Annotated in this window: 20 protein-coding genes; 13 read left to right on the top strand and 7 right to left on the bottom strand. The window is 71.3% G+C overall.

What is annotated here, in order from left to right; genetic code table 11:
• Positions 1 to 191: 191 nt before the first annotated feature.
• Positions 192 to 845: an MBL fold metallo-hydrolase gene (locus tag AB0K35_RS33805; RefSeq protein ID WP_238672203.1), complete on the bottom strand. Its 654-nt coding sequence runs from the start codon at positions 843 to 845 to the stop codon at positions 192 to 194.
• Positions 846 to 852: 7 nt separating this feature from the next.
• Positions 853 to 1569 (bottom strand): maleylpyruvate isomerase family mycothiol-dependent enzyme, encoded by a 717-nt coding sequence (locus AB0K35_RS33800; RefSeq protein WP_363890634.1) that lies wholly within the window; start codon positions 1567 to 1569, stop codon positions 853 to 855.
• Between the two features lie 178 nt (positions 1570 to 1747).
• Between AB0K35_RS33800 and rsgA the strand changes: the two genes are divergently transcribed.
• From rsgA to AB0K35_RS33775, 5 genes are all read left to right on the top strand, one after another.
• The gene (rsgA, locus tag AB0K35_RS33795; protein ID WP_363890632.1) at positions 1748 to 2818 is read left to right on the top strand and encodes a ribosome small subunit-dependent GTPase A; all 1071 of its coding nucleotides are present in this window, start codon (positions 1748 to 1750) and stop codon (positions 2816 to 2818) included.
• Positions 2819 to 3071: 253 nt separating this feature from the next.
• Positions 3072 to 6017 carry an excinuclease ABC subunit UvrA gene (gene uvrA / locus AB0K35_RS33790; protein ID WP_363890629.1) on the top strand — a complete coding sequence of 982 codons (2946 nt, stop codon included), beginning with the start codon at positions 3072 to 3074 and terminating at the stop codon, positions 6015 to 6017.
• 161 nt (positions 6018 to 6178) lie between these two features.
• A complete protein-coding gene (locus tag AB0K35_RS33785; protein ID WP_238672200.1) occupies positions 6179 to 6664 on the top strand; it encodes a Rieske (2Fe-2S) protein in 486 nt (161 codons plus the stop codon).
• A 183-nt stretch (positions 6665 to 6847) separates the two neighbouring features.
• A complete protein-coding gene (gene uvrC / locus AB0K35_RS33780) occupies positions 6848 to 8836 on the top strand; it encodes an excinuclease ABC subunit UvrC (RefSeq protein ID WP_238672199.1) in 1989 nt (662 codons plus the stop codon).
• A 1072-nt stretch (positions 8837 to 9908) separates the two neighbouring features.
• A complete protein-coding gene (locus AB0K35_RS33775) occupies positions 9909 to 10571 on the top strand; it encodes a C39 family peptidase (protein WP_363890625.1) in 663 nt (220 codons plus the stop codon).
• Positions 10572 to 10643: 72 nt separating this feature from the next.
• Here AB0K35_RS33775 and recQ read toward each other — a convergent pair whose 3' ends face one another.
• Entirely contained in the window at positions 10644 to 12488 is a 1845-nt protein-coding gene (recQ, locus tag AB0K35_RS33770; RefSeq protein WP_238668357.1) for a DNA helicase RecQ, read from the bottom strand.
• 364 nt (positions 12489 to 12852) lie between these two features.
• Here recQ and rapZ point away from each other — a divergent pair, with 364 nt between their 5' ends.
• From rapZ to AB0K35_RS33730, 8 genes are all read left to right on the top strand, one after another.
• A complete protein-coding gene (gene rapZ / locus AB0K35_RS33765) occupies positions 12853 to 13755 on the top strand; it encodes an RNase adapter RapZ (RefSeq protein ID WP_363890638.1) in 903 nt (300 codons plus the stop codon).
• Complete coding sequence (locus AB0K35_RS33760; protein WP_238668358.1) at positions 13752 to 14816, top strand: 2-phospho-L-lactate transferase CofD family protein; 1065 nt, start codon at positions 13752 to 13754, stop codon at positions 14814 to 14816. Before rapZ ends, AB0K35_RS33760 begins: the two co-directional genes overlap by 4 nt.
• 54 nt (positions 14817 to 14870) lie before the next feature.
• Complete coding sequence (gene whiA, locus AB0K35_RS33755; protein WP_030491583.1) at positions 14871 to 15851, top strand: DNA-binding protein WhiA; 981 nt, start codon at positions 14871 to 14873, stop codon at positions 15849 to 15851.
• A gap of 267 nt (positions 15852 to 16118) precedes the next feature.
• Positions 16119 to 17123, top strand: a complete 1005-nt coding sequence (gene gap / locus AB0K35_RS33750) for a type I glyceraldehyde-3-phosphate dehydrogenase (protein WP_088988543.1) — start codon at positions 16119 to 16121, stop codon at positions 17121 to 17123.
• Entirely contained in the window at positions 17120 to 18319 is a 1200-nt protein-coding gene (locus AB0K35_RS33745) for a phosphoglycerate kinase (RefSeq protein ID WP_238668359.1), read from the top strand. The genes gap and AB0K35_RS33745 overlap by 4 nt, the downstream gene beginning before the upstream one ends.
• On the top strand, positions 18320 to 19111 hold the full coding sequence (gene tpiA / locus AB0K35_RS33740) for a triose-phosphate isomerase (RefSeq protein WP_238668360.1): 792 nt from the start codon (positions 18320 to 18322) through the stop codon (positions 19109 to 19111).
• Between the two features lie 96 nt (positions 19112 to 19207).
• Complete coding sequence (gene secG / locus AB0K35_RS33735; RefSeq protein ID WP_238668369.1) at positions 19208 to 19468, top strand: preprotein translocase subunit SecG; 261 nt, start codon at positions 19208 to 19210, stop codon at positions 19466 to 19468.
• A 140-nt stretch (positions 19469 to 19608) separates the two neighbouring features.
• Entirely contained in the window at positions 19609 to 19950 is a 342-nt protein-coding gene (locus AB0K35_RS33730; RefSeq protein WP_124853953.1) for an RNA polymerase-binding protein RbpA, read from the top strand.
• A gap of 17 nt (positions 19951 to 19967) precedes the next feature.
• Here AB0K35_RS33730 and pgl read toward each other — a convergent pair whose 3' ends face one another.
• The 4 genes from pgl to AB0K35_RS33710 all read right to left on the bottom strand — a co-directional run bounded on the left by pgl (position 19968) and on the right by AB0K35_RS33710 (position 25101).
• Positions 19968 to 20738, bottom strand: coding sequence for a 6-phosphogluconolactonase (pgl, locus tag AB0K35_RS33725; RefSeq protein ID WP_363890620.1), 771 nt, complete (start codon positions 20736 to 20738; stop codon positions 19968 to 19970).
• A gap of 144 nt (positions 20739 to 20882) precedes the next feature.
• Entirely contained in the window at positions 20883 to 21899 is a 1017-nt protein-coding gene (locus AB0K35_RS33720; protein WP_238668362.1) for a glucose-6-phosphate dehydrogenase assembly protein OpcA, read from the bottom strand.
• Positions 21896 to 23449: a glucose-6-phosphate dehydrogenase gene (zwf, locus tag AB0K35_RS33715; protein WP_238668363.1), complete on the bottom strand. Its 1554-nt coding sequence runs from the start codon at positions 23447 to 23449 to the stop codon at positions 21896 to 21898. Before zwf ends, AB0K35_RS33720 begins: the two co-directional genes overlap by 4 nt.
• Positions 23450 to 23451: 2 nt before the next feature.
• Entirely contained in the window at positions 23452 to 25101 is a 1650-nt protein-coding gene (locus AB0K35_RS33710) for a glucose-6-phosphate isomerase (protein ID WP_363890618.1), read from the bottom strand.
• Between the last annotated feature and the right edge of the window lie 45 nt (positions 25102 to 25146).

Genomic DNA, 25146 nt, shown 5'->3' with positions numbered 1-25146 from the left:
GGGGGGGGGGGGGGGGCGGCCCGCCGCCCCCCCCCCCCGCCCCCCGGGGCCCCCCGCTCCCCCCCCCCCCCGGGGGGCCCGCCCCCCCCGCCCCCGTCGTGGTTCCGATCCGTGCGGGGGTGCCGCCTACGCCGCCGGGTTTTGATCTTGGTGGTTCCTGGTCGACGTTGGGTCCTCTGTTTGGGGTGGGGTTACCAGCCTCTGGCTTTCCACTGGGGGAGGGCGGGGCGCTCGGCGCCCAGGGTGCTGTCCTTGCCGTGGCCCGGGTAGAACCAGGTGTCGTCCGGGAGTTGGTCGAACAGCTTGTGCTCGACGTCGGCGATCAGCGCCGCGAAGCGCTCCGGGTCCTTGTCGGTGTTGCCCACCCCACCCGGGAAGAGGCTGTCGCCGGTGAAGAGGTGCGGGGTTCCGGACGGGTCGCGGTAGAGCAGCGCGATCGAACCCGGGGTGTGCCCCTTGATGTGGATGACCTCCAGCGCGCAGTCGCCGATCGCCACCGTGTCGCCGTCGGCCAGCCGCTCCGCCTCGATCGGCAACCCCGACGCGTCATCGGCGTGCACCAACGCCCGGGCGCCGGTCTTGGCGACGACCTCCTCCAGCGCGACCCAGTGATCCATGTGCTGGTGGGTCGTCACCACAGCGGTGAGCCCACCGTCACCGATCAGTTCGAGCAGCCGCGGCGCCTCGTTGGCGGCGTCGATCAGCACCTGATCACCGGTGCCCGTGCAGCGCAGCAGGTAGGCGTTGTTGTCCATCGGACCCACCGACAGCTTGCTGATGGTCAGCCCGTCCAGCTCCCGGACCGCCGGTGCGCCGCCGTGCGTGACGTCTCCGCTGTATGTCATGACGTTTCTATATCCATTCCGGTGGAGTAGGCAGGGGACCGTCAGGGGTGACGGAGAGCGGGGAGCCGTCGGCGCGGCCGATCAGCCAGGCGGCGAGGTCGGGGGCGGGGCCGGCGACGATCGGGGCGTCCACGCGCTCCCCGATCACCACCTCATGCTCGCTGCCGTCGAGGCGCAGCACCATCGAGGGCGGTGTCGGCCCCATGGCGTGATGACTGGCCGCCTCCCGCAGCAGACGGTGGGCGAACGTCTCCGACCAGTCCGCGGCCCGGTAGTCGGCGGCCAGATCGAGGTGGTGCACCTCGATCTCCCGCAGCCGACCCCAAACCAGCAGCGCCGCCGGCCAGGGGCCCTTACGCGCCTGCACAGTCGCCGCCCAGGCATCGGCCGGCATCGCCGCGACCGCCTCGGAGAACAGGTCCGCCGTGCGTCGCAGGTCGTCCAGGTGCGCGGCCGGTTCCCGACTCGAACCGGCTTCGATGTCCGCGTTGCGGGCGTCCAGCGAGGCGTACATCGGCAGCGCCGCCCCCGTGCGGGCCGCGGTGAGCAGGTTGACGAAGCCGTCGGCGTTGCGCGCCACATGCGCCAGCACGTGGCCACGCGTCCAGCCCGGCAGCAGCGACGCGCCGGCCAGGTCCGCGGCGTCGAAAGAAGCGGCGGTACGCAGTAGTCGGCTGGTGGCCGCGTCCACCTCGCCCATCAGCAACAGCGGATCCGTTGTCACCCGTCGACCCTAGCGGTCCGCCGTCGCGCCGTCGCCGGGGAAATCGCTTTCGGCGCGTCGACGCGCGACCTACCGTCAGCGGCAGACGCGGCACCGGGACATCGGACGGAGGTGGTGATCATGCCGGACGTGGCACGCGTGTTCCGCCATCACCAGCTTCGACACCGATGAGGATGCCATGACGATCGATCTGACCGCCCTCGGCTGGGACGCCGAGCGGACGGCGTACGCCGCGCGCCGCGGTGAGCACCAGCCGGGTCGGGTGGCCCGGGTGGACCGGGGGGTCTGCACAGTGCTCACCGCAGTCGGCCCGGTCCGGGCCAGCCTGGGTGGGGCGGTGCTGACCGTCGCCGCACGGGACCCGTCCGCGCTGCCCTGCGCAGGGGACTGGGTGCTGCTCACCCACTGGCCGGACCGCCGCGTGACCGTGGAGGCGGTGCTGCCGCGACGGGGCGCGCTGATCCGGCGTACCGCCGGCAAGGACGCCAGCGGTCAGGTGCTGGCCGCCAACCTCGACGCCGCCGCCGTGGTGGAGCCGGTGCACCCCGAGCCGGACGTGGGCCGGATCGAGCGGCTGCTCTCCCTGGCCCACGAGTCCGGCGCCCGGCCGCTTGTCGTACTGACCAAGGCGGATCTCGCGGCCGACCCGGCCGCGCTGGCCCGCCAGTTGGCCGCGGTCGCCCCCGGGGTGCCGGTGCTGCCGGTCAGCGCCGAACGAGGCCTCGGGCTGGAACCGCTGCGCGCCGAGGTGACGCCCGGCTGCACGCTCGGCCTGCTCGGTCCGTCCGGTGCGGGCAAGTCGAGCCTGGTCAACGCCCTCGTCGGGGCGGTGATGATGCCCACCCAGTCGATCCGGCGGGTGGACGGCAAGGGTCGGCACACCACCACCTGGCGGGCCCTCGTACCCATCCCGGGTGGCGGTGCGGTGATCGACACGCCCGGTGTCCGGGCGGTCGGCCTGCTGGACGGCGCGGCCGGCCTCGACCGGGCGTTCGCCGACATCGCCGGGCTGGCCGAAGGCTGCCGGTACGCCGACTGCGGCCACGACGGCGAGCCGTCCTGCGCGGTCCGGGAGGCGCTGCACACCGGCGAGCTCTCCACCCGTCGGTGGGAGAGCTGGCGGCGGCTGCAGGGTGAGGTGGCCCACGAGAGCCGACGACGGGAGGCCCGGGTGGCGGCGGAGCGACGCGGAGGGTGGCGTTCGGCCCGGCGTCGGGCCGCGCGTCCGCCGGCGCCCGGCGGCTACTGACCGGGCGCCCGCCGGCGCACGGCCGACGTGGCTTGCGGGCGCACTGTCGACATGGCCCGCCGGCGCACGGCAGACAGGGCTTGCGGGCGGGGCGGCCGACCGGGCTGAGCTGGGGGAATGTGCGGGCGGGGGAAACTGTCATACCTCGGGGCTAGAGTTGCCGAGGCGTGTTTTCCGCGCCCGCACGACCGCTCAAGACCACCCAGAGCGGGACGAATCCTTCGCTTCATCTTCTCCCGGGAGTACACGCACTGTGGCCGACCGACTGATCATCCGTGGCGCGCGCGAGCACAACCTGCGTGACGTCAGTCTCGACCTGCCCCGGGACGCACTCATCGTGTTCACCGGGCTGTCCGGGTCGGGCAAGTCGAGCCTGGCCTTCGACACGATCTTCGCCGAGGGGCAGCGCCGCTACGTCGAGTCGCTCTCGTCGTACGCCCGGCAGTTCCTCGGCCAGATGGACAAGCCAGACGTCGACTTCATCGAGGGCCTGAGCCCGGCCGTCTCGATCGACCAGAAATCCACCTCGCGCAACCCGCGCTCGACCGTCGGCACCATCACCGAGGTCTACGACTACCTGCGTCTGCTCTACGCCCGCATCGGTGAGCCGCACTGCCCGGTCTGTGGTGAGCGCATCTCCCGGCAGAGCCCGCAGCAGATCGTCGACCGGGTCCTGGCCATGGTCGAGGGCACCAAGTTCATGGTGCTCGCCCCAGTGATCCGTGGCCGCAAGGGCGAATATGTGGACCTCTTCGCCGAGCTCCAGGCCAAGGGCTACGCCCGGGCCCGGGTCGACGGCGTGGTGCACCCGCTGACCGAGCCGCCGAAGCTCAAGAAGCAGGAGAAGCACACCATCGAGGTGGTGATCGACCGGCTCACCGTCAAGCCGAGCGCCAAGCAGCGGCTCACCGACTCGGTCGAGGCCGCCCTGGGCCTGTCCAGCGGCCTGGTTCTGCTCGACTTCGTCGACCTTCCCGAGGACGACCCGGACCGCGAGCGCCGCTACTCCGAACACCTGGCCTGCCCCAACGACCACCCACTGGCCATCGAGGATCTCGAGCCTCGGGTCTTCTCCTTCAACGCCCCCTACGGCGCCTGCCCGGAGTGCACCGGCCTGGGCACCAAGAAGGAGGTCGACCCGGAGCTGCTGGTCCCCGACCCGGAGCGCAGCCTGCGTGAGGGCGCCATCCAACCCTGGTCCACCGGGCACAACCTGGAATACTTCCTGCGCCTGCTGGAGGCGCTCGGCGAGGCCCAGCACTTCGACATCGACACCCCGTGGCGGGCGTTGCCGGCGCGGGCGCAGAAGACGATCCTGCACGGCTCCGACGACCAGGTGCACGTGCGCTACCGCAACAAGTACGGCCGTGAGCGCTCCTACTACACCGGCTTCGAGGGCGTGGTGCAGTGGATCGAGCGCCGGCACTCCGACACCGAGTCCGAGTGGTCCCGCGACAAGTACGAGGGCTACATGCGCGACGTGCCGTGCGCGGCGTGCGGCGGTGCTCGGCTCAAGCCCGAGGTGCTCGCGGTCACGCTGGCCGGCAAGAGCATCGCCGAGGTCTGCAACCTGTCCGTGGGGGAGTGCGCCGACCTGCTCGCCGGCATCGAGCTGACCGACCGGCAGAAAATGATCGCCGAGCGCGTCCTCAAGGAGATCAACGCCCGGCTGCGGTTCCTGCTCGACGTCGGCCTGGACTACCTCTCCCTGGACCGCCCGGCCGGCACGCTCTCCGGCGGTGAGGCACAGCGCATCCGGCTGGCCACCCAGATCGGCTCCGGCCTGGTGGGCGTGCTCTACGTGCTCGACGAGCCGTCGATCGGGCTGCACCAGCGCGACAACCACCGGCTGATCGAGACCTTGATCCGGCTGCGCGGGCTCGGCAACACGCTGATCGTGGTGGAGCACGACGAGGACACCATCCGCACCGCCGACTGGATCGTCGACATCGGGCCCGGCGCGGGTGAGCACGGCGGCAAGATCGTGCACAGCGGCTCGGTGCCGGCGCTGCTGAAGAACAAGGAGTCGATCACCGGGGCGTACCTGTCCGGTCGGCGGTCGATCCCCACGCCGACGGGCCGCCGCCCGCAGGACCCGGCCCGCGAGCTGGTGGTGCACGGCGCGCGCGAGCACAACCTGCGCAACCTGACCGTCTCGTTCCCGCTGGGCCAGCTGATCGCTGTCACCGGGGTCAGCGGCTCGGGCAAGTCGACGCTGGTCAACGACATCCTGTACGCGGTGCTGGCCAACCAGATCAACGGCGCCCGCCTGGTGCCCGGCCGGCACACCCGGGTCTCCGGGCTGGAGCACGTGGACAAGGTCGTCGGCGTGGACCAGTCGCCGATCGGCCGGACACCGCGCTCCAACCCGGCCACCTACACCGGCGTCTGGGACCACGTCCGCAAGCTCTTCGCCGAGACCACCGAGGCGAAGGTGCGCGGATACGGCCCGGGGCGGTTCTCCTTCAACGTCAAGGGCGGGCGCTGCGAGGCGTGCTCGGGTGACGGCACCATCAAGATCGAGATGAACTTCCTCCCCGACGTGTACGTCCCATGCGAGGTCTGCAAGGGCGCCCGGTACAACCGGGAGACCCTTGAGGTGCACTACAAGGGCAAGACCGTCTCGGACGTGCTGGAGATGCCGATCGAGGAGGCCGCCGAGTTCTTCTCCGCCATCCCGGCCATCCACCGGCACCTGAAGACCCTGGTCGACGTCGGCCTGGGCTACGTCCGCCTCGGTCAGCCCGCGCCGACCCTCTCCGGCGGTGAGGCGCAGCGGGTCAAGCTCGCCTCCGAGCTGCAGAAGCGCTCCACCGGGCGGACGGTCTACGTGCTCGACGAGCCGACCACCGGTCTGCACTTCGAGGACATCCGCAAGCTGCTGATGGTGCTGGAAGGGCTGGTCGACAAGGGCAACACGGTGATCACGATCGAGCACAACCTCGACGTGATCAAGACCGCGGACTGGCTGATCGACATGGGTCCCGAGGGTGGCCACCGGGGCGGCACCGTGCTCGCCACCGGCACCCCCGAGGAGGTCGCCGAGGTGGCCGAGAGCCACACCGGCGAGTTCCTGCGCCAGGTGCTCAAGCTCGACGGCAAGGCCAAGGGTGCGGCTGCCGCCACCACCCGGGCCGCCAAGGCCAACGGCGTGACCAAGGCGCGGGCCAGCCGTAAGGTGCCGGCCGCCGCACGCTGATCCTTCTGTGCGTGTTCGCGGGGCGGGGCGGGTCGGTTGACGACCCGCCCCGCCCCATTTGCCGGGTCGGACGAGTACCGAGATGAACCATCCGGCACAGTTGCCCGTGTGGAGAAGTGTGGCCGGCTATCGACCGGCAGCGGGCTAGAGAGAGGCGAGGCATGAGTGACGATCAGGCGCTGACCGGTCCGGGTACGCAGACACGTCGTACCCTGCTCACCGGCGTCGGGGCGGTCGGCGCGGCCGTCGTCCTGGCTGCCTGCGGCAGCGACGACGGCGGCAGCGGCAGCGGCGCACCCACCAGTGGTGGCCCCGCAGTGCCCAGCACCGGTGACGCCGGCGGCGGCGACCGGCAGAACGCCCAGTCGTTGGCCACCACCGCCGACATCCCGGTCGGAGGGGGCAAGGTCCTCGCCGCCGAAGGTGTGGTCATCACCCAGCCCACGGCCGGTCAGTTCAAGGGCTTCAGCCCGATCTGTACGCACCAGAACTGCCCGGTGACCAACGTCGACGGCGGCACCATCAACTGCACCTGCCACGGCAGCAAGTTCTCGATCGAGGACGGCTCGGTGAAGGCCGGCCCGGCCACCAAGCCGCTGCCACCCAAGGACATCAAGGTCACCGGCGACCAGATCTCGCTGGCCTGATCCGAAGCGGAGCCGGCGGGCTGGCCCGGCCGCACGCTGAGCGGCCGGTCGGCCCGACGTCGCAGGATCGACTCACGTCTCGGAAGTCGGTGTGTCAGCGGTGTGCCGACACCCCGGCTTCCGGGGCGCCGAGTGGATCACGCCTGCGGTGGGCTGTCGGTGCTGCGGACTAGGCTTGTCGGCGTGGCTGACCCCTCGACCTACCGCCCCGCACCCGGCACCATCCCGGAGCTACCGGGGGTCTACCGCTTTCGCGACGGCACCGGCCGAGTGATCTACGTCGGCAAGGCGCGCAATCTGCGCAGCCGACTCAACTCCTACTTCGGCGACGTCTGGAACCTGCACGAGCGCACCCGGCAGATGGTCACTACCGCCGAGTCGGTGGACTGGATCACCGTCGGCACCGAGGTCGAGGCGCTCCAGCAGGAGTTCACCTGGATCAAGCAGTACGACCCCCGGTTCAACGTCCGCTACCGCGACGACAAGTCGTACCCCTATCTCGCCGTCACCCTCGACGAGGAGTACCCCCGGCTCCAGGTGATGCGCGGCGCCAAGCGCAAGGGCGTGCGTTACTTCGGTCCCTATTCGCATGCCTGGGCCATCCGGGAGACCCTCGACCTGCTGCTGCGGGTCTTCCCCGCGCGGACGTGCTCCGCCGGGGTGTTCAAGCGGGCCGGCCAGGTCGGTCGTCCCTGCCTGCTGGGCTACATCGGCAAGTGCTCGGCGCCGTGCGTCGGCACCGTCTCCGCCGACGAACACCGGGCCATCGTCGACGGGTTCTGCGACTTCATGGCCGGGCGCACCGACACCATGGTCCGCAAGATCGAACGTGAGATGACCGAGGCGAGCGAGCAGCTGGAGTTCGAGCGGGCCGCCCGGCTGCGCGACGACGTGGCCGCGCTGCGCCGGGCCATGGAGAAGCAGACAGTGGTGCTCGGCGACGGCACCGACGCGGACGTCGTCGCGTTCGCCGACGACCCGCTCGAGGCGGCTGTGCAGGTCTTCCACGTCCGCGACGGCAGGGTCCGTGGCCAGCGCGGTTGGGTGGTGGAGAAGACCGAGGACCTGACCACCGGGGACCTGGTGCACCACTTCTGCACCCAGGTGTACGGCGGCGAGCACGGCGAAGCCGACGTGCCTCGGGAACTGCTGGTCCCCGAGCTGCCCGCGGACGCCGACGCGCTGGCCGAGTGGCTCTCCAACCACCGGGGCAGTCGGGTGTCGCTGCGGGTGCCGCAGCGTGGCGACAAACGCTCACTGATGGAGACGGTGGAGCGCAACGCCAAGGACGCGCTGGCCCGGCACAAGCTCAAGCGCTCCGGCGACCTGACCACCCGGGGCAAGGCACTGGACGAGATCAGCGAGGCGCTGGGCATGGGCACCTCGCCGCTGCGCATCGAGTGTTTCGACATCTCCCAGATCCAGGGCACCGACGTGGTCGCCAGCATGGTGGTCTTCGAGGACGGGTTGCCCCGCAAGAGCGAGTACCGGCGGTTCATCGTCCGGGGCGCCACCGACGACCTCTCCGCGATGTCAGAGGTGCTCCGCCGCCGCTTCGCCCGCTACCTCGACGCGAGAGCCGAGACGGGCGAGGTGGGCGTGGAGTCGGCCGACGACACGGCCGCCCCACAGGACGCGGCCGAGCCCCAGGTCGGCGTCCTGATCGATCCGACCACCGGCCGGCCACGAAAATTCGCGTACCCGCCGCAACTGGTGGTCGTCGACGGCGGCGCCCCACAGGTCGCGGCCGCCGCGCAGGCCCTCGCCGACCTGGGCATCGACGACGTGGCCCTGTGCGGGCTGGCCAAGCGGCTGGAGGAGGTGTGGCTTCCGGACGACGAGTTCCCGGTCATCCTTCCGCGCACCTCGGAAGGGCTCTACCTGCTGCAACGGGTGCGTGACGAGGCCCACCGGTTCGCCATCACCTTCCACCGGCAGCGCCGCTCCAAGCGGATGACCGAGTCGGCGCTGGACCACGTACCCGGCCTGGGCGAGGTGCGTCGCAAGGCGCTGCTGCGGCACTTCGGCTCGCTCAAGCGACTGTCGGCCGCAACGGTTGAAGAGATCACCGAGGTGCCTGGTGTGGGTCGGCGCACCGCCGAGGCGATCCTGGCCGCCCTGGACACGGACACGAAGGCCGGCGACGGCGCCGAGGCGAAGCCGAGCACCTGAGCACTGTCGCCGGCTGCCTGCCCGGCTGCCTGCCTGCCCGGCTGCCTGCCTGCCCGGCCGCCCGGCCGGCAGGAGGCGGCCCTCAGCTCACGTTGGCTGTCCTCGCTCGCCCCTTGATGGGCGGTCGCGCCCCGCATGATCGTGCTCGTTCCTGGATGTAGTGGCCTCATTGCGTGGGGAGGGGCCTGTTTCCTGGATCGAGCACGATCTAGCGGGCCGCCGGGTTCCGTAGGATGCGCTTCCCCCTGGTCGGTCAGTCCGCCCGACGCTCCGCCCCGCGCCTCCGCCCGGGCAGTGTCTCGTCTGGCGGCGTTTTGGTCGGGCGGCGTTTGGTCGGGCGGCGTCTCGTCTGGCCGCGTCTCGTCTAGCCCCGTCTGGTTTGGCGGCGTTTGGTTTGGCCGCGTTTCGTCCGGCCCCGTCGTCCGGCGCTGTCCCGCCGCGTCGGGCCGGTTAGGGCGGGCGTACGGCACAGAACGGCTTGATCCACTCGCGTTTCATGAAGTCGGGGCATCCCCGGCAGCCGGACACCGCGTTTTCCGTGAACCCGAGTGGATCACGTCGTGTGGCCGCCGTGTCGGGGTTCGCCGGGCCGACAGGGTCGGTGGTTTGTCGGGTTTGACCGTTGGTGTCGGGTGGTCGGGGGCACCCCCGTGGCGGAATCGTGGGCCGGGCCGGGTCGTTATACCTGGCAGACCACCGCAACAGTCCGGGTCATGGTGCGCCGACCCCGCCGGGCCCTCCCGTCGGAGACAGCCTGCCGGGAACACTCCGCAGGCCGGCCCGGTTACATCCCCCGCACAGCCGAGCACCACAACCGCCGGGCATGGCAGCCGCCGGGAACACCCGCCAGGCCGCCCCGGTTGCATCCCCGCACGGCCGAGCACCACAACGGCCGCCCCCCGCAGGTAGGCCAACCCCCGCGGGAAGCGGAATGACCCGCCACCGCGAACGGTTACACCCTGTCCCGACGCCGACCCCTCGTTGCGGGTCGCCGGGCAAGAACTTTCCCCGCACCACCACCCACCCCCCGAGGTGGTGCGGGCACACCCCCGATGCAGAGGAGCACGCCATCATGCGTACCGATCTGATCCGTAAGACCACTCTGACCGCCGCCGGCCTCGCCTTCACCGCAGGCACCATCGCCGGCCCCGTCACCACCGCCTTCGCCGCACCCACCACCAAGCCGGCCACCCAAACCCAGACCGACCGCAAGGCCGGCCACGGCGAGCGGGAGTTGGGCGTGCGCTACGAAGCCCAGCCGAACTTCTACTACTGCGGCCCCGCCGCCACCCGTAACGCCCTGAGTGTGCAGGGTAAGAACATCAACGTCGACGACATGGCCAAGGAAATGGGCACCACCGAGGCCGGCACCAACTCCATCAACGACATCACCCCCGTCCTGAACAAGGAAACCGGTAAGAACGACGCCTACCGGTCGGTGGAGATCAGCACCCCCGACGCCGACGCCAAGCAGACCGACACCCTGCGCGCCGACATCGTCCGCACCGTCGACGACGGTAGGGCCGTGGTCGCCAACATCGCCGGCACCAGCACCGACACCAACGGCGTGAGCCACTCCTACGAGGGCGGGCACTACATCAGCGTCGTCGGCTACCACGACAACGGCACCACCGTCACCATCGCCGACTCCGCCGACCCCAACCAAGCCGCCTACCAGATCAGCGTCGAACACCTCGCCGACTGGATCGCCACCCGCGGCTACGCCACCAGCTGACACCCACACACCCACACACCCACACACGCCGAAGGGCCGGACCCCCACAGGGTCCGGCCCTTCGGCATGACCTCAGTCGGTGGCGAGGACGGCCAGGATGTGCTCGCCGTACTTGGCGAGTTTGTTCTCGCCGACCCCGCTGACCCGGGCCAGGTCAGCCAGCGTGCTGGGCGCGTCGCTGGCGATCTGTCGCAGCGTGGCGTCGTGGAAGATGACGTACGCCGGGACGCCCTGCTCCTTGGCGGTGGTCGCGCGCCAGGCCCGCAAGCGCTCGAACAGCGACGCGGCGGCCGGGGTCAGCTCGGCCACGACTGTGGACGCGCCGCGCGGCTTCGATGAGCGGCTCGATGCCGGTTTCTCCGGCTCGCGGCGCATGGTGACCGTACGGCGGCGAGCGAGGACGTCGGCGCTCGCCTCGGTCAGCGCCAGCGTGCCGTAGTCGCCCTCCACGGCGAGGAGCCCTTCGGCGAGCAGTTGCCGGACGACGCCCCGCCACTCGGCCTCGCTGTGCTCGGAGCCGATGCCGAAGACGGTCAGCGAGTCGTGACCGTACTGGCTGATCTTGTCGGTCTGCTTGCCGAGCAGGATGTCGATGCAGTGCCCGGCGCCGAAGCGCTGGTTGCGTTCGCGGTCGAGGCGGAAGACGGCGGAGAGCAACTTCTGGGCGGCGACGGTGCCGTCCCAGGACTCCGGTGGGGTGAGGCAGGTGTCGCAGTTGCCGCAGGCGGCCGTCGTCGTTTCGCCGAAGTATTCGAGCAGTTGGACCCGCCGGCAGCGCACCGTCTCGCAGAGGGCGAGCATCGCGTCCAGGTGCGCGGCCAGGTTGCGGCGGTGGGCGAGGTCCCCGTCGGATGTTTCGATCATCTTGCGTTGCTGGACCACGTCCTGAAGGCCGTACGCCAGCCAGGCGGTGGACGGCAGGCCGTCCCGGCCGGCGCGGCCGGTCTCCTGGTAGTAGCCCTCGACGGACTTGGGCAGGTCGAGGTGGGCGACGAACCGCACGTCGGGCTTGTCGATGCCCATGCCGAAGGCGATGGTGGCCACCATGACCAGGCCGTCTTCCCGCAGGAAGCGCTGCTGGTTGCGAGCGCGGGTGCCGGCGTCCAGCCCCGCGTGGTACGGCAGCGCGGCGACCCCGTTGGCGGTGAGGAACTCCGCCGTCTTGTCGACGGAGGCACGGGACAGGCAGTAGACGATGCCGGCGTCGCCGGGGTGCTCGTCGCGCAGCAGGGTCAGCAACTGTTTGCGGGGTTCGCGCTTGGGCACGATCCGGTACTGGATGTTGGGCCTGTCGAAACTGGCAACGAAGTGCCGGGCGTCGTCGAGTTTGAGCCGGGTCGCGATCTCGGTGCGGGTGGCGCTGGTCGCGGTGGCGGTCAGGGCGATGCGGGGTACCTGCGGCCAGCGTTCGTGCAGCATCGACAGGGCGAGGTAGTCGGGGCGGAAGTCGTGCCCCCACTGGGACACGCAGTGCGCCTCGTCGATCGCGAACAGGGAGATGCGGCCCCGGTCGAGCAGGGCGAGGGTGGATCGGACGCCGAGCGCCTCCGGGGCCAGGTAGAGCAGGTCCAGTTCGCCGGCGACGAAGGCGGCCTCGACCCGTCGCCGGGCGTCGAGGGTCTGGGTGGAGTTGAGGAACCCGGCGCGTACGCCGACCGCGGTGAGGGCGTCCACCTGGTCCTGCATGAGCGCGATCAGTGGGGACACGACGACGGCGACCCCGTCGCGGACCAGGGCCGGGATCTGGTAGCACAGGGACTTGCCGCCACCGGTGGGCATCAACACCAGCGCGTCGCCGCCGGCGACCACATGGTCGATCACGTCCTGCTGGAAGCCACGGAACGCGTCGTAGCCGAAGACCCGGCCCAGCACGTCCAGGGCGTCGGAGGCGGTACGCAGGTCGGTGGGAGAAGCCATCCGGGGAGTCTACGAGCCGACGCCGACAGCGCCCGTCCGGCGCACCCGGGTCGGGTGGGCCGGACGGGCGAGCGGTCAGCCGGGCTGGCTGGACCTGTGGGCCAGGCCGCGCGGCGGGGCCTTCATCCCGACCACGATGTCGACGATCTCGGCGTAGCGGGCCTTGTTGCCCATGCGGAAGGCGGTGGCCGCCGCGTCGGGAGGGCGACAGTCGAAATGGTCAGCGGCCGCCGTCCGGCCACGGGTGCCGGGCCGCGACCGGGTGGCGGGATAGAGTCGCTGATTGACCAATCGCGGCCGAGGGCGGCCGCGGCGCCACGGCTTGGGGGTACGGGTGAGCGAGGCGCGCGCAGCCGGTGACCGGATCGACGGCCCGGATGCTGATGACGAGCAGGTGGCGGCTGAGTCGGAGACCACCCTGGTGGTGGTCACCGGCCTTTCCGGGGGTGGCCGCAGCACTGTGGCCCGGGCGTTGGAGAACGTCGGCTACTACGTCGTGGACAACCTGCCGCAGGCCCTGATGTTGGACATGGCCGAGTTGGCGTTCAAGGCGGGCGGCGCCGCCCGTCGTACCGCCATGGTGCTGGACGTGCGTTCACGGGCCTTCTCCACGGACCTGGCCGGGGCGATCCGGGAGCTCAAGGAGCGCGGATTCTCGCCCCGGGTGGTCTTCGTCGACGCCGACGACGAGGTGCTGATCAGGCGGTTCGAGAGCGTTCGGCGTTCGCATCCGTTGCAGGGTGACGGGCGGCTGGCCGACGGCATCGCCGTGGAGCGCGGCCTGCTGGAGGAGGCCCGTGACCAGGCCGACGTGATCATCGACACCAGCCACCTGAACGTCAACCAGCTCCGGCGCCGCATCGAGGAGCTGTTCGGCGGCGAGGACGCCCGCCGGCTGCGGGTGACTGTGTTGTCGTTCGGCTTCAAGTACGGCCTGCCACCGGACGCTGATTTCGTGTTGGACGCCCGCTTCCTGCCCAATCCGTACTGGGTGCCGGACCTGCGTGAGCACACCGGGCGGGAGGAGGCGGTGAGCGCGTACGTGCTGGGTCAGGAGGGCGCGGACGCCTTCGTCGCCTCGTACGCCGACCTGGTCAACGCCACCACGACCGGCTTCGAGCGGGAGGGCAAGCGGTACCTCACGGTCGCCGTGGGCTGCACCGGCGGCAAGCACCGCAGCGTGGCCATCGCCGAGGAGTTGGCCAGCCGACTGCGTCACTCCGGGTTGGCGGCGAACGCCCAGCACCGCGACCTGGGGCGGGAATGACGGCCCGGCGGGTGGTGGCGTTCGGCGGCGGGCACGGCCTGTCCGCCTCGTTGCGTGCGCTGCGCCACTGCGCTCCCGAACTCGACCTCGACATCACAGCGGTGGTCACGGTGGGTGACGACGGTGGCTCCAGTGGTCGGCTGCGGGCCGAGCGGGGTGGCCTACCGCCGGGAGACCTGCGTCAGGCGCTGGTGGCGTTGGCCGGGGACCACCCGGCGACCCGGCGCAGCGCCGGGCTGTTCCAGCACCGCTTCGCCGCCGTACCGGTGGGCGTACCCGGAACTGGCGGGACCGGCCCGGGGCCGGCGGCGAGCGGCCCGGACCGGGACGGCACAGCCCCGCGTGGCACCGACGGGGCGTCGGCCGGCACCGACGGTCTGACCGGGCACGCGGTGGGCAATTTGATGCTCTGCGGCCTCATGGAGCTGCTCGGCGACCCGGTGGCCGCGCTGGAGCACGCCGGGGCGATGCTCGGCGCGGTGGGCCGGGTGTTGCCGATGTCCCGCCAACCGGTCGGCATCGAGGCGCGGGTACGCGGTGCCGACCCGGCCGACCCGGACGAGGTGCGCACTGTCAGTGGCCAGCACCAGGTGGCCGTAACCACCGGGCGGGTCGAGTCGTTGCGTCTCACGCCGAGCGCCCCACCGGCGTGCGCCGAGGCCATCGAGGCGATCCGGGCCGCCGATTGGTTGATCTTCGGACCGGGCAGTTGGTACACGAGTGTGCTTCCGCACCTGCTGGTGCCGCAGTTGGCCGACGCTATCGTGTCCACCTCGGCCCGGCGGCTGGTGACGCTGAACCTCGCCGCGGAGAAGGAGACCCTCGGGCTCTCCGTCGCCGATCATCTCGCGGCGCTGCACTGGTACCTGCCCGAACTCAAGGTGGATCTTGTGCTCGCCGATGCCAAGGCGGTGGGTGACCCCGAACCGGTCGAACGTGCGGCAGAATCGCTGGGTGCCCGCCTGGTCCTCGCCCCCGTCGCCGTTGTCGACGGGACTCCCCGCCATGATCCGGCTGCCCTGGGCGCCGCGCTGGTGCCTGTCCTGGGTGCCGATCGTTAGACACGTACGTAATCTCCGGCGACACGCCGGAACAGGTCCGTGAGGGGACGCACAATGGCGATGACGGCCGCGGTCAAGGACGAGCTGAGTCGGGTCGACGTGCCCAAACCCTGCTGTCGGCGGGCGGAGATGGCCGCGCTGCTGCGCTTCGCTGGCGGGCTGCACATCGTCTCCGGCCGCGTTGTGGTGGAGGCTGAACTGGACACCGGGGCGGTGGCCCGGCGGCTGCGGCGGGAGATCGCCGAGGTCTACGGCTACCCCAGCGAGATCCACGTGCTGGCCTCCGGTGGGCTGCGCAAGGGCAGCCACTTCATCGTGCGGGTGGTCAAGGACGGCGAGGCCCTGGCGCGGCAGACCGGCCTGCTCGACGTGCGGGGTCGCCCGGTGCGTGGGCTGCCCCCGCACGTGGTGGCGGCCAACGTCTGCTGCGCGGTCTCCGCGTGGCGGGGCGCGTTCATGGCGCACGGCTCGCTCACCGAGCCGGGCCGCTCCAGCGCGTTGGAGATCACCTGCCCGGGGCCGGAGTCGGCGTTGGCGCTGGTCGGCGCAGCCCGCCGCATCGGCATCACCGCGAAGAACCGCGAGGTACGCGGGGTGGACCGGGTGGTCGTCAAGGACGGTGACGCGATCGCCGCGCTGCTCACCCGGATCGGCGCGCACTCCAGCGTGCTGGCCTGGGAGGAGCGCCGGGTACGCCGCGAGGTGCGGGCCACCGCCAACCGGCTCGCCAACTTCGACGACGCCAACCTGCGCCGCTCGGCGCGGGCCGCGGTCGCCGCCGCCGCCCGGGTCACCCGTGCGCTGGAGATCCTCGCCGAAGAGGCGCCCAACCACCTGACCGACGCCGGTCGGCTGCGTCTGGAGCACCGGCAGGCGTCGCTGGAGGAGTTGGGGGCCCTTGCCGACCCCCCGCTGACCAAGGACGCCATCGCGGGGCGGATCCGCCGGCTCCTGGCGCTGGCCGACAAGCGAGCCCGCGACCTTGGCATCCCGGATACCGAAGCGGCAGTCACGCCCGACATGCTCGTGGTCTGATAGGACGGTGGGGCCGCACGGTGCGCCCGGGAGCACGACCCGGCGCAGCGTGGTCTCGCACGCTCGGATAAGGTCGCTGAGTACGGCAAGGGGGCCGACACCCGGCACTTCTCGTCGTGCCCACCGCCTCGGGCGGTCAGGTCCTCAGACCGCGCGGCGGGGTGGCCGAGATGAACCGTCGACGGCCGGCTCCAACGGTCGGCGCACACCATTCCCGCCGGCCCGTTGTCTGAAGCCGGCGGACCAGAACGCGAGGAGATGGGACCTGTGACCATCCGGGTTGGCATCAACGGCTTTGGCCGAATCGGCCGTAACTTCTTCCGGGCAGTGCTGGCGTCCGACGCCGACATCGAGGTCGTGGCGGTGAACGACCTGACCGACAACGGCACGCTCGCCCACCTGCTCAAGTACGACAGCATCCTCGGTCGCCTGCCGTACGAGGTCAAGGCCACCGCCGACGAGATCACCGTCGGTGGCAAGACCATCAAGGCGTACGCCGAGAAGGACCCGTCGAAGCTGCCGTGGGGCGAGGTCGGCGCCGACGTCGTCATCGAGTCGACCGGCTTCTTCACCGACGCCACCAAGGCCAAGGCGCACGTCGACGGCGGGGCCAAGAAGGTCATCATCTCCGCCCCGGCGAAGAACGAGGACGTCACCGTCGTCATGGGTGTCAACCACGACACCTACGACCCGGCGAAGCACACCATCATCTCCAACGCCTCGTGCACCACCAACTGCCTCGCCCCGATGGCGAAGGTCCTGCACGACACGTTCGGCATCCAGCACGGTCTGATGACGACGATCCACGCGTACACCCAGGACCAGAACCTCCAGGACGCGCCGCACTCGGACCTGCGTCGTGCCCGGGCCGCCGCGCTGAACATCGTGCCGACCTCGACCGGTGCCGCCAAGGCGATCGGCCTGGTCCTGCCGGACCTCAAGGGCAAGCTCGACGGGTACGCCCTGCGGGTGCCGATCCCGACCGGCTCGGTCACCGACCTCACCGTCAACGTGGGTCGCGAGACCACCGTGGACGAGGTCAACGCCGCGCTGAAGGCCGCCGCGGACGGCCCGCTCAAGGGCATCCTGGTCTACAACGAGGACCCGATCGTCTCCACCGACATCGTGACCGACCCGGCGTCGTGCATCTTCGACGCGCCGCTGACCAAGGTCGTCGGCAACCAGGTCAAGGTCGTCGGCTGGTACGACAACGAGTGGGGCTACTCCAACCGGCTGGTCGACCTCGTCAAGCTGGTCGGTTCGTCGCTGTGAGCATCCGGACCCTCGACGACCTGCTCGCCGAGGGGGTGTCGGGTCGGCGCGTGCTGGTGCGCGCCGACCTGAACGTCCCGCTCGACAAGCAGACCGGTGCCATCACTGATGACGGCCGGATCCGCGCGGTGCTGCCGACTCTCGGCGCGCTGGTCGAGGCCGGCGCGAAGGTGGTCGTCTGTTCGCACCTGGGCCGCCCGAAGGGCGCTCCGGACCCGCAGTTCAGCCTGGGCCCGGTCGCCGGGCGGCTCGGTGAGCTGCTCGGCGCGCCGGTGCACTTCGCCACCGACACCGTGGGTGAGTCGGCCCGCTCCACCGTCGCGGACCTGGCCGACGGCCAGGTCGCCCTTCTGGAGAACCTGCGTTTCAACGCCGGTGAGACCAGCAAGGACGAAGCGGAGCGGGGCGCCTTCGCCGATCAGCTCGCCGCGTTCGGCGATGCGTACGTGGACGACGCGTTCGGCGCCGTGCACCGCAAGCACGCCAGCGTCTTCGACGTGCCGGCCCGGTTGCCGCACGTCGCGGGCCGGCTGGTGCTGCGTGAGGTCGAGGTGCTCTCCAAGCTCACCGCTGACCCTGAGCGCCCGTACGTGGTGGTGCTCGGTGGGTCGAAGGTGTCCGACAAGCTCGCCGTGATCGAGGCTCTGCTGCCCACTGTCGACCGGCTGCTCATCGGTGGCGGGATGTGCTTCACCTTCCTCAAGGCCCAGGGCCTGGAGGTGGGCACCTCGCTGCTGGAGAAGGACATGGTCGACACCTGCCGCAACCTGCTGGAGCGGTCCGGCGGCAAGATCATGCTGCCGGTCGACGTGGTGGTCGCGGACGCGTTCGCTCCGGACGCGGCGCACGACACGGTGCGGGTCGACGGCATCCCGAGCCACCGGCTCGGCCTGGACGTCGGCCCGGAGACGGTGGCGGGCTTCAGCGCCGCGCTGTCCCAGGCGAAGACGATCTTCTGGAACGGCCCGATGGGCGTGTTCGAGATGCCGGCCTTCGCGGCGGGCACCCGGGGGATCGCCGAGGCGATCACCAAGGCCGACGCGTTCAGCGTCGTCGGCGGCGGTGACTCCGCTGCGGCCGTCCGTGCCCTGGGGCTGGACGAGTCGTCCTTCGGGCACATCTCCACCGGTGGTGGCGCCTCCCTGGAATACCTCGAGGGCAAGACCCTCCCCGGCATCGCGGCCCTGGAGAACTGAATGTCGAGCACCACCCGCCGGCCGCTGATGGCCGGCAACTGGAAGATGAACCTCAACCACCTCGAGGCCAACCTGCTGGTGCAGAAGCTGGCGGCGAGCCTCACCGAAAAGCAGCTCACCGCCGTCGAGACGGTCGTGCTGCCACCCTTCACCGACCTGCGCACCGTGCAGACCGCGGTGGACGGGGACAAGCTGCTGATCGGCTACGGCGGGCAGGACCTCTCCCCGCACGCGTCCGGCGCGTACACCGGGGACATCTCCGGGCCGATGCTGGCCAAGCTCGGCTGCACCTACGTGGTGGTCGGGCACTCCGAGCGGCGGGCCTACCACAACGAGGACGACGCGCTGGTCAACGCCAAGGTCAAGGCGGCGTTGACGCACGGCCTGACGCCGATCCTCTGCGTGGGGGAGGGGCTGGACATTCGCGAGCAGGGCACCCACGTTGCGCACTGCTCCGACCAGCTCGACGGGGGCCTCGCCGGGCTCACCCCCGAGCAGGTGCGGCAGGTCGTGATCGCGTACGAGCCGGTCTGGGCGATCGGCACGGGCAAGACCGCGACCCCGGACGACGCCCAGGAGGTCTGCGGGGCGGTCCGTCAGCGGCTGGCGGAACGCTTCGACCAGGAGACCGCCGACCAGGTTCGGGTCCTCTACGGCGGCTCGGTCAAGGCGTCCAACGTCGCCTCGATCATGGCCCAAACGGACGTGGACGGGGGCCTGGTAGGGGGCGCCAGCCTGGACGCCGAGGAATTCGCTCAGATCTGCCGGTTCCCGGAGCACCTCGCCCGCTGATCGCTCGGTATCCTTGACACCGCCCGTCCGCCGGTCGGTGCCGCCGTGCCCGATCAGACCGGGCGAGGATCGCTACGAGAGGAACTGACCCCAGCCATGCCGATCTGGTTCGCATACACGTTGATCGTGTTGCTGGTCATCACGAGCATTCTGCTCACCCTGCTGATCCTGCTGCACCGTGGCAAGGGTGGCGGTCTGTCGAGCATGTTCGGCGGTGGCGTCAGCTCCAGCCTCGCTGGCTCTTCGGTCGCGGAGAAAAACCTGGACCGCTACACCGTTCTGGTGAGCGTCGTCTGGTTCGCCGCCATCGTCGGCCTCGGGCTCTGGCTGCGCCTCCAAATGAACAGCGGCACCTGAGCAGGCTCAGCAAGTCGTACAATCTGCGCGCGGTTCGTCACTCGACGGGCCGCGCGCAGGCTTTTCTCCGCTGCACCGCGTCGCCCGCCGCTCCACCCCCGAAGACGGCGGGTCCCCTCCGACGACAGGAGCGAGCAGCCGTGCCGAATGGCAACGTTATCCGGGGAGCCCGGGTCGGGTCCGCACCGATGCGCCCGGACGAGCGGCACCAACCCGCCCCCCGACAGGACGTCACCTACTGGTGCCGTAACGACCACCGGGTCGACATCAGGATCGCCGCGGACGTCGAACCGCCACCCCTGTGGGACTGCCCCCGCTGTGGCCTACCCGCCGGCCGAGACGCCCAGAACCCCCCGGGTCGGGTCCGCGCCGAACCGTACAAAAGCCACCTGGCGTACGTGAAGGAGCGGCGCACCGCCGAGGAGGGGGAGGCCCTGCTCGCCGAGGCGCTCGCCGCACTACGCCGTCGACGCGGCGAGTAGCGGGCTCCTCCCCGCGCTCAGCGCAGACTGCGCAGGCGGACGGGCACGTCGGCAGCGGCAGCCCGGTCCAGCAGCCAGCGGGTGCGGTTCACGCCGTGCACGCCGGCCGCCGGCAACTGCACCGGCCCGGCGCCGGCCAACGCCATACCCACAGCGCGAGCCTTGTCGGCGCCGGCGGCCACCAGCCAGACCTCCTCGGCGGTGTTGATCGCCGACAGGGTGAGGGTGGTCCGCGTCGGCGGCGGCTTGGGGCTGCCCCGCACCGCGCTGACCGGGCGGGTCTCGTAGCCCACCGGGTGCTCGGGGAAGACCGAGGCCACGTGGCCGTCCTCGCCGACGCCCAGCATCAGCACGTCGAAGTGCGGCACTGTGGCGTGCCCGGGCCGGGCGGCGCGGGCCAGTTCCTCCGCGTACGCCGCAGCGGCCGCCTCGGGGTCGTTGCCGGCCGGGCCGTCCGAGGCCGGCATCGCGTGCACCCGGGCCGGATCCAGCGGCACCACGTCCAGCAGGACGGCGCGGGCCTGCGTCTCGTTGCGGTCCGGATCACCGGCGGGCAGGAACCGTTCGTCACCCCACCACACGTCGACCCGGGACCAGTCGACAGCGTCGCGGGCCGGCAGCGTCGCCACCGCCCGGTACACGGCCGCGGCGACCCGACCTCCGGTGAGCACCACCGAGGCTTCGCCCCGGTCGGCCTGGGCGTCGAGCAGCTTCACCAGCAACCGGGCCGCCACTGCCTGCGCCAGCAGGTCGGCGTCGGCGTGCACGGCGACACTCGCCTCACTCATGGTTGCGCCTTCGTTTCCCGACCGCGAGGCGGTCGCTGTCGTCCCCGGGCCGGTGTGCCCGAGGTGGTAGGGGCAGGAACCCCTGACATTGCGGGGCAGGGCCGGTGCGTACCGGCCCTGCCCGACGTTGTGCCCCGGCTGGGCTCAGCCCTCGCCGCTCGTGCCGGCGTGCGCGGTGACCCCGGCCTCGGCGCGCTGCGCGGTGGCCGGATCCTTCCAGACGTGGACCCGCTGCGGGGGGCGCTGCTCCAGCCCTCGCAGCCCGACCGTCGCGCCCAGCGCCTCCGCGTACACCTGGTCGGCGTCCAGCCGGCGCAGCTCCTCGGCCAGCTCGTCGCCGAGCGGGCGGCGCACCAGCGGCAGGGCCCTGTCGTCCTGGCCCGTCCGCCGGAACACGGCCATGCTGTCCTCGCGGGTCAACGTCAGCTGGTCGCCGTTGGCGCAGCTGAGCTGCACCTCCCGCATCCGAGGGAACTCGTTGCTGTCCACCCGGCGTGGGGTGATGCCGAGCCGGCTGGACAGCCAACCGGCCATCAGCGCCGCCGTCGGGTCGGTGGGAGGCGCGACGATGGTCGCCTCGGTGACCTGGGCGTTGGTGGTGTCGAACGCCCCGGCGACCAGGGTGCGCCACGGGGTGATCCGGGTCCACGCCAGGTCGGTGTCGCCCGGGGCGTAGTCCCGGGCACGCTGCCGCAGCGCCTCCACCGGGTCGGCGGCCTGCGCGGAGTCGGTGATCCTCCGGTCGGCCACCACCCCGAGGAAGTCGGTGGCGATCTCCGCCGGTGGCTCGCCGTGCCACCAGGTCACCACCGGCACGTCGGGAACGAGCAGCGGCATCACCACCGACTCGGCGTGCAGGGACAACCGGCCGTACATCCGGGTGACCACGGCCTCGCAGGGGCCGAGCCGGCCACCGACCACGATCTCCGCGTCCAGTCGGTTGCGGTCCCGCTCGATCTCCGAGCGGACCACCACCACGAGGCGACACGGGTGCGCGGCGGCCGCGATCGTCGCCGCAGCCTCCGCCTCCCGGACCCGCTTCTCGTCCACGACCACGATGAGGGTGAGCGCCATGCCGCTGGCCACCCCGCCGGCGCTGCGCCGCTCGGCGGCGAGCGCCTTGACCACCTCGTTGCCGGTGGTGTCCCACAACCCGATCATGCTCTCCTCCAGGCGCGGCCCTCGCGGGCCAGCATCTCGTCGGAGGCCCTGGGGCCCCACTCGCCGGCCCGGTACGGCTCCGGTGTGGTGCCCTCCCAGGCGTGCTCCAGGGGGTCGATCACCTGCCAGCTCTGCTCGACCTCGGCCGCGTCCGGGAACAGGGTGCGGTCGCCGATCAGCACGTCCAGCACCAGACGCTCGTACGCCTCGGGGCTGGACTCGGTGAACGCCTCGCCGTACTGGAAGTCCATCGCGATGTCGCGGACCTCCATCGTCGTGCCCGGCACCTTCGAGCCGAACTTGAGCACCACGCCCTCGTCCGGCTGCACCCGGATGACCAACTGGTTGTTGCCCAGCGACTCCATGTCGGCGTCGTTGAACGGCAGGTGCGGCGCCTTCTTGAACATGATGGCGACCTCGGTGACCCGTCGGGGCAGCCGCTTGCCGGCCCGGATGTAGAACGGCACCTCCGCCCAGCGGCGGTTCTGGATGCCCAACCGCACCGCCACGTACGTCTCAGTGGTGGAGTCGGCGGGGACGTCCCGCTCGTCCAGGTAACCGACAGCGCGCTCGCCGCCGACCCAGCCCGGCAGGTACTGACCGCGCACGGTGTCCCGTGCGACGTCCTTGGGCAGGGTGATGGCCTTGAGCACCTTCAGCTTCTCGGCCCGGATCTCGTCGGCGTCGAAGCTTGTCGGCTCCTCCATCGCCACCAGGGCGAGGAGTTGGAGTAGGTGGTTCTGGAGCACGTCGCGGGCGGTGCCGACGGTGTCGTAGAAGCCGGCGCGGGTGCCGATGCCGACGTCCTCCGCCATGGTGATCTGCACCGAGTCGACGTACTTGGAGTTCCACAGCGGCTCGAACAGGTTGTTGGCGAACCGCAGGGCGAGGATGTTCTGAACGGTCTCCTTGCCCAGGTAGTGGTCGATCCGGAAGACGTCCTGCCTGGTGAACACGTCGTCGACGAGGTCGTTGAGCGCCTTCGCCGAGGGCAGGTCGTTGCCGAACGGCTTCTCCACCACGACCCGGCGCCAACCGCCGGACTTGTCGTTGTCGGCCATTCCGGTTCGAGCCAGCTGCTTGAGCACGACGGGGAACGCCGCCGGCGGGATGGAGAAGTAGAACGCCGCGTTGCCGGTGATGCCGTGGGTCTGACGCAGATCGTCAAGCGTCGAGGCGAGGGTGTCGAAGGCGTCGTCGTCGTCGAACGACCCGCCGACGAACTTGATGTTGCCGGCCAGCCGCGCCCACACCTCGTCCCGCCACGGGGTACGGGCGTGCTTGCGGGCAGCCTCGCAGGCCAACGTCTCGAAGTCGCCGTCACCCCAGTCGCGGCGCGCGAAACCGAGCACCACGAAGCCCGGCGGCAACAGCCCCCGGTTGGCCAGGTCGTAGACCGCGGGGAGCAGCTTCTTGCGGGCCAGGTCGCCGGTCACCCCGAAGATCACCAGAGCGCAGGGCTCCGGGATCCGGGGCAACCGGCGGTCCTGCGGGTCGCGCAGCGGGTTCACCGAACCGCCTCCTCGCTCCGCTTCAGTCACGTCGTCCATCCTCACGCCCGCAGATCACCGGCCGCGTCCAGTAGTTGGGCGACACCGGTGGCACGGTCGGTCAGGTGCAGTCGCAGCACCGGCCGCTCCCGACCAGCGAGAGCCTGCCGGTCACCGGCGGCCTGCGCCGCCTGCAACTCACCGAAGGTGTACGGCTTGCCCGGCACCGCCAGGTCCTCGGCGACCGCGCCGGTCACCTGGAGGTAGCTGCCCACCTGCGGGCCGCCCTTGTGGTACTGGCCCGTCGAGTGCAGGAATCGCGGACCCCAGCCGAAGGTCACCGGCCGGCCGCCCGCCTGCGCCAGCAGCGACCGCAGCCGGGCCGCGTCGGCGTCGGCGAACCGGTCCAGGTACGCCATCACCGCGAGGTAACCGTCGTCGCCCAGCCCGTCGAGCAGCCAGCGCAGCACACCCGCCAGGTCTCCGGGGGCGCCCTGCGGGGCGTACACCTCGATCGCGCCCTCGGTGAACGACGGCGTCTCCGCCGGCAGGCCCGAGGCCAGGATCTTGTTGGTGTTCTCCTTGGACTCGGTGACGTTCGGCTGGTTGAACGGGTCGATGCCGAGCACGACACCGGCAACCGCTGTGGCGTACTCCCAGGCCAGGAACTGCGCGCCCAGCGGGCCGTTGACGGCCACGTCCGGGTTCGCCCCGCCGCCCGGCATGTCACCGGGGGCCAGCGCGCCGCCGTAGCTGACGGTCAGCACGTCCGCACCGGTGGCGCCGGGGCTCTGCGGAGACTCGACGACCACCGGGAGGATGCCCACCCCGGCCTTGCCTGTCGACTCGGCGATCAGCTGCTCGGCCCAGTCGCCGAGCCCGTCGATGCCGGTGCCGTCGGAGACCAGGGCGACCTTGTCCCGGGCGAGGGTGGCCGCGGCGCCCAGGGCGGCGCCCAGCGCCAGCGCCGGGTTGTTCTGGTCCGCGCCGAGCGACGTGGCCAGCGCGTCGGCCTGGTCGAGCAGTTCAGCGACCTCGACCCCGGCCAACGCCGATGGCACCAGACCGAACGCGGTGAGCGCCGAGTACCGGCCGCCGACGTTCGGGTCGGCGAGCACCGTGAACGCACCCATCTCGGCCGCGGTGGCCTCCAGCGGCGAACCCGGGTCGGTGACGATGACGAAGTGCCGGCCGGCCTCCGCCTCGGTCATCCCGGCGTCCAGGAACGCCTGCCAGTACGCGCGCCGGTGGCTGTCGGTCTCCACAGTCGACCCGGACTTGCTGGCCACCACCACGACCGTGCGCTCCAGCCGGTCACCGAGCGCCGCCCGGACCTGGCCCGGGTCGGTGGTGTCCAGCACTGTCAACGGGCGGCCCAGCGTCCGGGTGATCACCTCGGGCGCCAGCGACGAGCCGCCCATGCCGGCGAGCACCACGTGATCCAGGTCGGCCAGTTCCGCGGTCAGCTCGGCCAACTGGACGAGCAGCTCGCGGCTGCGCCGGTGGGTGTCCACCCAGCCCAGCCGGACCTTCGCCTCGGCCTCGGCGTCCGGACCCCACAGGCTCGCGTCCTTGCCCGCCAGCTTGCCCGGGACGCCGGCCTTGACCAGCGCGTCCCGGGTCGAGGCGGGCGCGGCCTTGTCGACCGCGTCCGCGCCGTAGACGGAAAGCCCGGCGGCTGCCTCCACCGGCCCACTAAGCAGGTCGCTCATGCCGTCACTCCGCTTCGCTGCGTGCCGTCATGAGGCACCTTCGCG

It is taken from the genome of Micromonospora sp. NPDC053740 (assembly GCF_040677775.1).
Lineage (GTDB): Bacteria > Actinomycetota > Actinomycetes > Mycobacteriales > Micromonosporaceae > Micromonospora > Micromonospora alfalfae.
Note: the sequence above shows the minus strand (reverse complement) of the source record. Positions and strands in the feature narration are given on the sequence as shown.